Annotated in this window: 9 protein-coding genes; 4 read left to right on the plus strand and 5 right to left on the minus strand. The window is 46.1% G+C overall.

Going from position 1 to position 12,609, the window contains the following annotated elements:
* The first annotated feature begins 79 nt into the window (after positions 1-79).
* Together M9196_RS17020 and M9196_RS17025 are read left to right on the plus strand one after the other, a co-directional pair.
* Positions 80-1,867 (plus strand): protein-disulfide reductase DsbD, encoded by a 1,788-nt coding sequence (locus tag M9196_RS17020; protein WP_406707699.1) that lies wholly within the window; start codon positions 80-82, stop codon positions 1,865-1,867.
* A 99-nt stretch (positions 1,868-1,966) separates the two neighbouring features.
* Positions 1,967-2,596, plus strand: a complete 630-nt coding sequence (locus M9196_RS17025; RefSeq protein WP_250618713.1) for a response regulator transcription factor — start codon at positions 1,967-1,969, stop codon at positions 2,594-2,596.
* A 98-nt stretch (positions 2,597-2,694) separates the two neighbouring features.
* On the opposite strand, the gene M9196_RS17030 is transcribed toward M9196_RS17025, so the two are convergent.
* Positions 2,695-4,425: a potassium/proton antiporter gene (locus M9196_RS17030; protein ID WP_250618714.1), complete on the minus strand. Its 1,731-nt coding sequence runs from the start codon at positions 4,423-4,425 to the stop codon at positions 2,695-2,697.
* A 333-nt stretch (positions 4,426-4,758) separates the two neighbouring features.
* On the opposite strand from M9196_RS17030, the gene M9196_RS17035 reads away from it, so the two are divergent.
* The gene (locus tag M9196_RS17035; protein WP_250618715.1) at positions 4,759-5,025 is read left to right on the plus strand and encodes a DUF4212 domain-containing protein; all 267 of its coding nucleotides are present in this window, start codon (positions 4,759-4,761) and stop codon (positions 5,023-5,025) included.
* Positions 5,026-5,035: 10 nt separating this feature from the next.
* Positions 5,036-6,739 carry a sodium:solute symporter family protein gene (locus tag M9196_RS17040; RefSeq protein ID WP_250618716.1) on the plus strand — a complete coding sequence of 568 codons (1,704 nt, stop codon included), beginning with the start codon at positions 5,036-5,038 and terminating at the stop codon, positions 6,737-6,739.
* Positions 6,740-6,836: 97 nt separating this feature from the next.
* On the opposite strand, the gene M9196_RS17045 is transcribed toward M9196_RS17040, so the two are convergent.
* The 4 genes from M9196_RS17045 to M9196_RS17060 form a co-directional block, all read right to left on the minus strand.
* A complete protein-coding gene (locus M9196_RS17045; protein WP_250618717.1) occupies positions 6,837-7,172 on the minus strand; it encodes a DUF3316 domain-containing protein in 336 nt (111 codons plus the stop codon).
* 244 nt (positions 7,173-7,416) lie between these two features.
* The gene (locus M9196_RS17050; protein WP_250618718.1) at positions 7,417-7,749 is read right to left on the minus strand and encodes a DUF3316 domain-containing protein; all 333 of its coding nucleotides are present in this window, start codon (positions 7,747-7,749) and stop codon (positions 7,417-7,419) included.
* A gap of 163 nt (positions 7,750-7,912) precedes the next feature.
* On the minus strand, positions 7,913-11,341 hold the full coding sequence (locus M9196_RS17055) for a PAS domain-containing hybrid sensor histidine kinase/response regulator (protein WP_250618719.1): 3,429 nt from the start codon (positions 11,339-11,341) through the stop codon (positions 7,913-7,915).
* A 69-nt stretch (positions 11,342-11,410) separates the two neighbouring features.
* Positions 11,411-12,598, minus strand: a complete 1,188-nt coding sequence (locus M9196_RS17060; protein ID WP_250618720.1) for a 3-phenylpropionate MFS transporter — start codon at positions 12,596-12,598, stop codon at positions 11,411-11,413.
* Positions 12,599-12,609: the final 11 nt, after the last annotated feature.

Below are 12,609 nucleotides of genomic sequence, written 5' to 3' on the forward strand. Positions count from 1 at the left end.
CTATCTGCCTGTCTTAGGTTAAGATAACTTTCGGTAATTTTCGATAATTCAGACGTGAACTCACAAGTAACTCCTTATGATAAAAATATTCGCTAAGCTCGTATTGCTCTCTCTTCTGGCTGTGTCATGGCCAAGCTTTGCACAGTTCGGACAAGGCTCTGATTTAGCTTTCACCCCTAAATCTAACAATACCTTTGTCCCGGTCGATGAGGCATTCCCACTTAATTATTATCAGCAAGGGTCGCGCGTTTTTATCGACTGGCAAGTCAAAGACGACTATTACCTATACCAAGATAGAATCCTTATCAGTGGCGATAACATCGCTATTGGTTCCATCGAGATGGAAGATGGCACGCCGTACCACGATGAGTTCTTTGGCGACGTTAACATCTACACTGAACCGTTATTTATTCAGGTGCCGCTGGAATCATATCAACCCGATGGCAAGCTGATTGTTCAGTACCAAGGCTGTGCCAAAGCTGGCTTCTGCTATCCGCCTGAAACTCGCATCATTGATATTGCCCCGTTTGCTTTTGATGATGCCAAAACGGCAGAAAATTCAGTTCAAGCAACCAATGAAACACCCGTTGAATCCGCAATGCCTGCGCCTGCATTAGAGCATGATCTGACAAGTAAACTCTCACAGGTTTGGTGGACGCCGGCACTGTTTTTATTACTCGGTGTTGGTCTCGCTTTTACCCCTTGTGTGCTACCCATGTACCCGATACTGACCAGTATTGTATTAGGGGGAGGGAAACGGACTCAAAAACAAGCGCTCGGGCTTTCTTTTGTCTACGTTCAAGGCATGGCACTCACCTACACGTTACTTGGCTTGGTCGTCGCTTCAGCTGGCATGCAATTTCAAGCGGCAATGCAACACCCTTACGTCCTGATTGGTCTTAGCGTGCTCTTTGTCACGCTCGCACTTTCGATGTTCGGCCTGTATACCATACAGTTACCATCTAAAGTACAAACGTGGTTAAACGGTCTCAGCAATCAACAGCAAGGGGGCAACTTACTCGGTGTGTTCTTAATGGGCGCCATCTCTGGCCTCGTCTGCTCACCTTGCACCACCGCCCCTCTTTCTGGCGCTTTGCTTTACGTCGCACAAAGCGGTGATCTTCTCGTGGGTGGTATTGCCTTATATGCGCTGGCACTCGGGATGGGTATCCCGCTTATTGCCGCCGCCGTCTTTGGCAATAAGCTACTGCCAAAAGCGGGGGGATGGATGGATCGCGTAAAAGTGTTGTTTGGTTTTGTATTACTCGCAGCTCCCATTTTCTTACTTGAACGCATACTACCAGAGCTTTGGTCGACCGTGCTTTGGTCAGGTTTAGGTGTGGTCGCTTTTGGTTGGCTATACCATCAAAAAAACAGCCTGACTTTTGGCGGTTGGAAGCAAAGCTTTGTCGGCATTGTCGCAATCCTTGGCCTATTCGCCTCTGCTCAACCCGCCTTGCAATATTGGTTTGGTGATGCGGTCCAGAATGAAGCACAAGTTACCTTTACACGCGTCAATAATGTCAACGAGCTCAATCAAGCACTCGAACAAGCACAACTAGCAGGCAAGCCTGTAATACTTGATTTCTATGCCGACTGGTGTGTCGCATGTAAAGAATTTGAAAAGTACACCTTCCACGATCCTTCCGTAGAATCCGTATTAGATGACTTTGTATTACTGCAAGCCGATGTCACCAAAAACCAACCTCAAGATATTGAGCTACTCAAGGCTATGAACGTTTTAGGGTTGCCGACGATTGAATTTTGGGACGCTCAAGGTCAAGCGCTCCCTAATGCAAGGTTAACGGGGTTTGTCCCTGCTGACGATTTCTTGCAACACTTGAGAAAAAACCAATTAACTCGGTAAAAAACTCGATTCTCATCAGAGTTTTGCATTGAGCCAATTGTTTGCTGGCGCAAGAGAATCAATAATAGCGTTAACATTTTATTAAAAAGTTGAGATGACATGGAACCGACGTACACCATCATTATCGCTGACGATCATCCGCTGTTTAGAAATGCACTTTTCCAATCAGTGCATATGGCGATAAGTGGTGCCAACCTGCTAGAAGCGGATTCATTGTCTTCTCTACTTGGCTTACTTGAAAAAAGCGAAGAGCCGGATCTCATTTTACTCGACTTAAAAATGCCTGGCGCAAATGGCATGTCAGGGCTAATTCAGCTTAGAGCCGACCACCCGGACATCCCCATCGTGGTCATTTCAGCAAGCGAAGAAGCCAGTATTGTCTCGCAAGTAAAAATGCATGGGGCTTTTGGATTCATCCCTAAATCAAGCGATATGAAAGTCCTCATCGGGGCTCTTAATCAAGTACTTGAAGGTGAAACCTATTTCCCTATCGAGTTAATGTCTGATGACGCTACTTATAGTGACCTCGCAGAGAAAATTGCCACCCTAACACCGCAACAATACAAGGTGTTGGGCATGCTGTCAGACGGTTTGCTGAATAAGCAAATTGCCTATGATTTAAATGTTTCGGAGGCCACGATAAAAGCGCACATGACGGCAATTTTTAGAAAACTTGGCGTAAAAAATCGAACCCAAGCGGTCATTTTACTCAATGAGGCAAGTGAATAAAAAAATCCCCAAGCAACCCTTATGATTGCTTGGGGAATCTTCATTCTCTATCCGTCGTTGTGTGATTAAGGCGCGATCATGGCAGTCATGCAATATCGCTACTCATCCGGTGCCTCTGGCAAACAAAGTCCTAGTTTCGTCACTTCATTCTCATCTATCGCAGCAACAACCCATTGCAACCCGTGCCACTCAAAGTTATCCCCTAATACTGGCTGAGCGCCTAACTCTTTTTCGACTAAACTTTTTAACGTCATATCTGCATCGATCCCTTCGAACTCGAGACCATAAAATGTAGAGACATCTGATAGTTTCGCTGTAGCATCAAGGAAGAAATCACCAAAGAATCGCGCTAAGCTTTCATCTTCTGGCGCCTCACTAAATAATAAACTCAACGCATCTAGGTTTTGGTCTTGTGCCAATACACACAAGGTATCGCTTGCTCGCAATTCTGTGCTCCCCGACGGGTGCAACAACTGATTATCTCGAAACAAAGCGGCAATTCGGGTCCCTTCTGGCATTTTTAATTTACGTAAAGGCTCACCCACACACCATTTTTCTGGCTTCAACTTGTAAATGAACATCTCCCACTCACTGGCTGGAAAAATCTCCACGCCAGAACGAGAAATAGGCTCTGGTTTAGGGGGTAGTTCGACTTTAGCTAACGCCGCCGCTTTCATTAACGTGCCCCCTTGCACCACCAAGGACACCAGTACAACGAAGAAAGCAATATTGAAATACAGCTGAGCGTTAGGTAGACCAGCCATCATCGGATACACCGCTAAGATGATAGGCACGGCGCCACGTAAACCAATCCAAGAAATAAACCACTTCTCACGAGCGCCGAAACTCTTAAACAGAGATAGCCCCAACCAAACGGAAATCGGTCGTGCAAAGAAAATCATACCAAAGGCTAAGGCAAAACCTGGCACCATAATGTCGACGAGACTCGACGGTGTCACCAACAAGCCCAACACGACAAACATCACGATTTGGCTTAGCCAAGTCATGCCATCCAGTACGCTTAATATAGAGTGGCGTGAACGTGTTGGCTTATTGCCTAGCAATAACCCAACAAGATAAATGGATAAAATACCACTGCCACCCAGATGGTTAGCTAACGCTAATAACGCCACACCGCCACTAATCACCAGTATTGAATAAAGCCCTTCATGTAACTGGGTGCGGTTGACAAGCTTCCACAACAACCAACCACCCGCTAAACCCACTATGATCCCGATACCAAATTGCATCAGGAAACTTTTAATAAGAAAAGTCGCGCCTAGATCCATCCCCGAACTGCCAAGTACGGCAATCAACGTCACCGTTAAAAATACCGCCATGGGATCGTTGGTTCCGGATTCAATTTCTAATGTTGCCCCAACTCGCTCATTGAGTTGGCGCCCTTTTAATAAAGAAAACACGGCGGCTGCGTCGGTAGAGCCCACAATGGCCCCCACCAAAATGCCTTGCAGCAACTCTAAGTCAAACAACCACATGGCCATTAAACCCGTTAATGTTGTGGTACAGGCGACGCCAAGTGTTGCCATGGTAATTGAAGGCCAAAAAGCGACTCGAAAACTGGCAACACGAGTGCGCATGCCACCATCAAGCAAAATTACCGCTAACGCTAGGTTACTGACTAAGTAGGTAATGGAATAATCATCAAAGTAGATGCCCCCAGGGCCATCCTCGCCGGCCAACATACCGACACCTAAAAACATGACTAGGATCGGCACACCCAGTTTTGCGGATACCTGGCTAAACAGCACACTTAATGCGACAAGCACTGCGCCAGTCAAGAACAGGCTGTTAATTGAATCTGCGTCCACTTATTACTCTCCGTGATTTCTGTAACTTATTGCCAACATGGCAATTAAAACACACTTGTGGGCTCTCAACTCAGATAATTTGCTAAGCACATGTATATTAATGTGTACTTAATTTCACTTTCACGACGGGTTGATGCTGTTAAATATTAGACCTTAGGCTAATTTAACAGCAATTTAACATCACACTTTTTGCAAACATAAACACCAACTAGCTGTTATTAATGCATTTAACCTTAGCGCTAACTCGACTAAAGTTGCACAGAGTTCTTGCAATGACCCTGCTACCTTATTAAGCGTAACATAACGTTAACAACAATTGATAAGGAGATAGCCATGGCGTTCGAATCATCGGAACATGCGCAAGCCTACTGGAAGGAAAACTTGGGAATCATGGGGACACTGCTCGCCATCTGGTTCGTTGTGTCTTATGGTGCCGGCATTCTATTTGTGGATGCCCTTAACACCATTCAATTTGGCGGTTTTAAGCTAGGGTTTTGGTTTGCTCAACAAGGTTCGATATACACCTTCGTGGCGCTGATATTTATTTACGTTGCTCGCATGAATGCGCTCGACAAAAAATACAACGTACAGGAAGATTAGAGGCTAGAACATGGATATTCAAACTTGGACGTTTATTCTCGTCGGTATTACTTTCGCGGTATATATCGGCATCGCAATCTGGGCTCGTGCTGGGTCTACTAGTGAGTTCTACGTTGCTGGCGGTGGTGTACACCCAGTAGCAAACGGCATGGCGACTGCCGCTGACTGGATGTCAGCAGCATCATTCATTTCAATGGCAGGTATCATCTCATTCGTTGGTTACGACGGTGCGGTTTACCTAATGGGTTGGACCGGTGGTTATGTACTACTTGCGCTATGTTTAGCCCCTTACCTACGTAAGTTCGGTCAGTTTACGGTTCCAGATTTCATCGGTGAGCGTTACTACTCGAAAACAGCACGTATGGTCGCGGTATTCTGTGCAATCTTCGTATCGTTTACGTACGTTGCAGGCCAGATGCGTGGTGTGGGCGTGGTATTCTCTCGTTTCCTAGAAGTTGATATTAACCTAGGCATCATCATTGGTATGGGTATTGTGTTCTTCTACGCAGTACTGGGTGGCATGAAAGGCATCACTTATACGCAGGTAGCTCAATTCTGTGTCCTCATTTTCGCCTTCCTTGTGCCAGCAATCTTCACCTCAATCATGATGACAGGTAACCCACTTCCACAAGTTGGTATGGGCTCTACGCTATCAGGCACGGATGTTTACCTTCTTGATAAACTGGATGGACTGACCGAAGAACTCGGATTTACCGCCTATACCGAAGGTAACAAGAGCATGGTGGATGTATTCTTCATCTGTGCGGCTCTAATGGTGGGTACTGCAGGTCTTCCACACGTAATCATTCGTTTCTTCACGGTACCAAAAGTACGTGATGCTCGTATCTCTGCGGGTTGGGCTCTACTGTTCATCTCATTGCTATACACAACAGCACCAGGCGTTGCAGCATTCGCCCGTGTAAACATGATCGAAACAATCAACGGTCCTGACATGCAAGGTGTCGCAGCAGCAGACGCACCAAGCTGGTACAAAAACTGGGAAAGCACTGGCCTAGTTGGTTGGGAAGATAAGAACGGCGATGGCAAAATGTTCTACTCGGGCGATGAACGCAACGAGATGAAGATCAACCGTGACATTATCGTACTGGCTTCTCCAGAGCTCGCGAAACTACCAAACTGGGTTGTCGCACTACTTGCAGCCGGTGGCCTAGCAGCCGCACTATCAACAGCCGCGGGTCTACTATTGGTAATCTCAACGTCGATTTCACATGACTTGTTGAAGAAAGGCTTCAGACCAAACATGACCGACAAGCAGGAGCTGTTAGCCGCTCGTCTAGCCGCCATGGTCGCAATTGTCGGTGCCGGTTACTTGGGTATTAACCCACCAGGCTTTGTAGCACAGGTAGTCGCGTTTGCCTTCGGCTTAGCCGCAGCATCCTTCTTCCCAGCGATTATCCTAGGTATCTTCTACAAGAAGATGAACAAGGAAGGTGCAATTGCAGGTATGTTGTCAGGTATTGCCTTCACAGCAAGCTACATCATCTACTTCAAGTTCATTAACCCAGCAGCAAGCACACCTGAGAACTGGTGGTTTGGTATCAGCCCAGAGGGCATCGGTACGCTAGGTATGTGTCTAAACTTTGTTGTCTCTATCGTAGTGAACAAGTTTACAGCTGAAGTACCTGACGATGTACAAGAAATGGTTGAGTCTATCCGTTACCCGAAAGGTGCCGGTGAAGCCCACGACCACTAATAACAACGTCTAATCGTTGGCTAGAAAGAACAAAGACCAATGCAATGCATTGGTCTTTTTTTGGCGACAACAGCGTTCTCAAATCAACACGATTTATCTATGAACGCTCTTTGTATGAATACTCCACATCGATAATCGCTCGATATTTTATTTCACCACGATTTTCTGCATATTCCTGCACCGTGATTTGCGCATCATCCACTTGGACACTGTTTCGCAGTAGATCGCCCTCATGCACTCTCAATTTATAAACTAAATCGGTCGAAGGCATCGCTTTCAAATCATTCACCATCTGAAAACCTGCATCATAAGCTTGCTGCTTAGTGCTAAAGCCTTCTGAATGTAAGTCCACATCACCTACCAACGACGTTGTGGTCGCCATTGCCGTGGATGATAGAACCAAAGATGCGGTAATTAATGCTAATTTGTTCATGATGACACCTCATTACTTATTGGGTTTGCTCTCTTAGTATCGCAATGGTTACCCGTTAATTTTGAGTACGACTGCAAACTGCGACATAAAGAACAACGACATTACTTACTAAATTCTCATCAGAGATAAAAGATAGTGCGTCAAATAACAGTTCGTATTCTCTTTTAAGCCTTAAATGTTGAGAATAAACCTGTTTTTGTCACCCTATAATATTGCCTATTCCTAAGATAAGACCTGATCAGTACTAACTATCTTTCGCATCATATTCATAACTGACATTCACCTGAGCTCGATATTTAATAACACCTTGTTTTTCTGAATATTCGTGTACTGATACTTCGGTGTTTTTTAATTCAATATCTTGGATATTGTCACTATGAGCATTCAAATGTAACTGATGAGCCAATGCACCATTGGTCATTTCATTCAGTTCGTCGACTAACTGGTAGCCTGCTTCATAGGCTTGCTGTTTACTCTGGAACGCTTCGGTTTCCAAATGGCTATTCCCAATATCGCTTCCTGCGAATACACTTCCAGACATAAGCGCAACACACGCTACAACTAATCGCTTTTTCATATATTCACCTTTTCTAACTGACTTGTTTGAAGAGGACTCTAGCGTAACCGATGCAATGTAAAGCGTCTGTCAACCTATGTAAATGAGACGTTATATTAGGTAAAGCAATGGAAAACTTAACAACACAATCATGACATTAATGTTTTCCATCACTTCTATCTGACTAAGTGCGATTGAGCATCGCCCTTAATTTGAGAGGTTTAACTGGTTTTGGTAAAAAGCTAAAGCCGTTAGACTTTATACCTTCGAGCATAGTTTCAGTGCGATCAGCACTAATAATCACGCCTTTAAATGAGTCCCCCAGCCGTAAGCGGCATTGCTGAAGCACTTCCAAGCCTGTACGGCCATTGTCTAAACGATAGTCCGAAAAAATGACATCGGGTATCCAGTCATCTTCCAAGTGTTTAAGACTGCCTACCAAGTCCAACGCCGTTCTAACGTCACACCCCCAGCGTGCCAATAAGCTCTCCATACCCACGAGAATATCTTGTTCGTTATCCACACAAAGCACTTTAAGATGCTGAAGTTCGGCATGCGGCGCCGTTGCCACCGGCTTCAAGACAGGTTCAACTTCCTTCGTTTTATCTAACGTTATTGAGAATACGCTACCCTTGTCTTGCCAAGACTGCATAGAGATTTGATGATTCAGAACTCGAGCTATTCCTCTCGAGATCGCTAGCCCTAGCCCTAACCCTTGGTCGGCTCGCGCTTGATCGACACGAGAGAACTCGTCGAATATTTCTTGTTGTTTGTCTTCAGGAATGCCAATTCCATCATCCCAAACATCAATTCGCACTCGTCCATTCACTCGTCTCGCCCCCAGCACGACTTTCCCCTCTGGGTTATAGCGAAAGGCATTAGTAAGAAAATTCTGCAGCACGCGACGCAGTAATTTCGGATCCGATTTAACAATCAAACCCGAAGAGACCACCGAAAATCGAATATTCTGCCCGACCGATATCGCACTAAACTCGGCCTTTAACGTGTCAAAGACTTCTGAAAGCTCAAATCCTCGCACCTTCGTTTGCAACTTACCCGATTCCAAACGAGAGATATCTAATAAATCACCAATGAGTTCTTCTGCCGCACCAAGCGCACTTTCGATATGTGACGATAGCTTCTGCGTTTCGTCATCTTTACTGACCTCAGATAAAGAAGACGCAAACAACCGAGCAGCATTTAGAGGCTGCATTAGGTCATGACTGACCGCAGCCAAGAAGCGCATTTTTGATTGCGATTCGGATTCCGCTTTTCGAGTGGCAAAAACAAGACGAGCATTTAATTGTTCCAGCTCTTTGGTTCGCTCAATCACTCTGGATTCCAAGCGCTCGTTTGCATCACGCAACGCACTCTCTGCCTCCCTAAACACAGTGATATCAGTAAAACTCATGACAAATCCACCACCAGGCATGGGATTACCTTGCACTTCTATCACACTGCCATCCGCACGGATCCTCGATGACGTATGCGGCGAACCTTGCTCTAGATGATAGATACGCTTGCGAACATGTTCATTTGGATCGCCCGGACCACACAGTCCTTGCTCAGCGTTATGGCGGATGACTTCTGCAATGGGACGCCCCACCTGTATCAACCCCGGCGGGAAACTAAATAGCTCTAAGTAACGTCGGTTCCACGCCACTAGCCTAAGCTGTTTATCGACAACCGCAATGCCTTGCCCGATATGCTCTATCGCACCCTGAAGCAACCCACGACTAAAGTGATAAAGCTCTGACGCTTCATCGACAATCGTTGCCACTTCTTCAAGCTGCATATTACGACCTTGCAATGCAGACGTCAGAACGAGCTTCGCAGAAGATGCACCAAACACCCCCGCTAATACGCGCTCAGTATGCCGAATCAACTCTGCCGACGCTTGCTGATTCGGTAATCCATCTTGTTGCTGCTCACGCCAAAACTGCCGATACGCGCTGCGAACGCGCGTTCGTCCCACAAACCGAGAGGCAAGCATTTCTAGCTCAGCCACCGTCACTCGACTTTGATATAGGCTAATATTTTCGCTTTCCGGTAATGGCGTACCCACAAAAGAAGCAGACTGTAAGCGTTCCGTTAAACTCGCCCTTGTCGACAAAGATACGACAATGAAACACAACGCATTGAGCACAACACTAATCAGCATCCCCCAATCTGAGCTTTTGATATCCAGAGAGAGCAACATCTCTGGTGGAGTGATTATCCAAATCAACAGATTGTTTTGCGCATCTCCGGCAAGCAGCCCCGTCTCGCCCATCAGTGTAATGAGCCAAATGGTAAAGCCTACCAATAAGCCGCTGTACACCCCTTTACGGTTACCTAAACGCCAATACAAACCGCCAATGAGTGCAGGGGCAAATTGAGTGATAGCCGAAAATGACAGAAACCCAATCGCCGATAACGAATGGATAGAATCTAACGCCTGATAAAACAGCCACGCGCCAAACAGCAGCAAACAGATCAACGCTCGCCGAATGATCAAGAGTAACCCTGACAGGTGTCGGTGCGAGCGATGGGCTAACTTAATTCGTCTTAGTAGCAACGGCATGACGAGATCATTCGATACCATAATGGCGAGCGCAATCGTCGATACGATCACCATACCGCTCGCTGCAGAAGTCCCACCTAAAAACGCCAACAAAGCGATATGATCAGCATCGGCAAACTTGGGGATACTAATAACATACGTATCTGGGGCGGTTCCCATTAATAAGCCCTGTCCAACCCAGGCAATCGGTAATACGAACACCCCCATCAGGAGCAAATAAAGCGGAAATAACCAACGGGCGGTGTGCAGATCTTTTGCTCGTTCATTTTCAACGACCATAGTATGAAACTGCCGAGGAAGACAGATGATCGCCATCATGGTGAGTGCGGTATGAATAAGGAGCGTAGGAATATTGGGGGATTGATAGGTCTCGGATGCCAGCTCTGCCAATCGAATATCAGGCCGCTCCCAAGCCAAATAAAGGATGAAGAATCCTACGACTAAAAATGCCACCAGCTTAACAATTGACTCAAAGGCTACCGCCATCATCATGCCACGGTGATGTTCGGTGTTATCAATATGACGAGTACCGAATAGCATGGTGAATACGGCTAACGCGCCGACGACAAACCAAGAGATATGGGTATCTTGATAACCAAGATCATTGGCTAAATTCGGCGCAACGACGTCGAGCCCCATCGTAATACCGCGTAATTGCAAGGCAATATAGGGCAAGATCCCCGCCACCGCAATCAAGGTGACAGCCACCGCTAAGCCTTGCGACTTACCGTAACGGGCAGCGATAAAATCAGCAATTGACGTAATGTGTTCCCGCTTAGCAATCAACACTAAACGTGCAATCACTCGCCAACCTAAGGTAAAAACCAAGATTGGAGCGATATAAATCGGTAAAAATGACCACGGATTGTTACTTGCTTGCCCCACTGTGCCGTAAAAGGTCCAAGAGGTACAATAAACCGCGATAGACAGGCTATAAACCCACGGTCGCCATTTTGACAACCACTTCTTTTGCCTGTCTCCATACCATGCGATGAGAAATAACACCCCAAGGTATGCCAGCGAGACAGGAATTACTATCCATCCTTGCATTGGTCATATCCCTTTAAAACCTTTGGTCTCATTTAAAGGGCTGTAACCTAATAACTCAAACGCTTAGCATCATTTCTGTGGCTTAGGCTGAGAAAACTCTTTGATGTCTTTCACCGATTTACCTTTTGGTTCAACCTTAATAAATAGCGCTAAGACACCCATAAACGCCATACCCCAGAAAATGTGTGCTCCCCATCGCTCGTACCCCCAGCCACTGACGGCCATCATTAACGCAATAAAGGCACCAAGAGGGATCGCATTATATAGCGATTGTAACGCCACCATTTTATTCGTTTCCGATTTTTGAATGTATTGAATGGCGGCAATATGCGCGATGCCAAAGGTCACGCCATGTAATAGCTGAATAACGACCAAAGCAGGTAATGCCACTGTTGACGCCGTCAAACCCCAACGTACGATGACACCAATAGAAGAAACAACAAATAGGGTTCGCAAAGACCAACCAGCAAACCATTTTTTACTAAAGGCAAATAAGAGCACCTCTGAAACCACACCCAAGCTCCATAAATAGCCAATAACGCTTTCAGGGTGACCGGCTTCTTTCCAATAAATAGAACTAAAGCTGTAGTACGCCGCGTGGCTGCCTTGAATCAGCGCAATTAAGACGAGAAAACGGATTACCTCACGATCACTTAATAAGGCCTTTAAACTCGGACGCTCTGTCTCGTGTGAATCTTCTGACACCGGTGGATTAACGGGCGTTCTCATCACCAACAGCATAGATAGCACAAATCCGGCCAGCGCCGTATAGACAATCATATTGGCGCCATACTGTGAAGCGAGATAACCGACAACCGAAGAACCGGCAATAAAAGCGACAGATCCCCAAAGACGCGCTCGACCGTAGTCCAACACGCCTCGGTTAGCGTAATGATTGGCCATCGCATCCGACAACGGCACCATAGGGCCGAAGCTCAGGTTAAATAACACCGTAACCAACGCAAGTAACATGAAGTTTGCGCCGGCCGCTAAGTGCATAGCAATAAAGAGTGTACAGGCCAACGTTGCCCAACGTAGTGCTGGTAGCAAGCGTTCAACCTGATGAATTCTAGGTGTGATCAATAAATTAGCGACACATCGCGTCGCAAAACCAAGCCCCATGAGCATACCAACATCAGTAGCAGATACACCTTGGTTTTCAAACCACAATGCCCAAAATGGTAAATAGACACCATAAGCAAAGAAGAAGCCAAACAGGTATTGAGAGACCCAGGCAAAAGGGGAAGGATTCAACATAACAACAACCT

The sequence above is a fragment of the Vibrio methylphosphonaticus genome (assembly GCF_023634655.1).
GTDB lineage: Bacteria > Pseudomonadota > Gammaproteobacteria > Enterobacterales > Vibrionaceae > Vibrio > Vibrio methylphosphonaticus.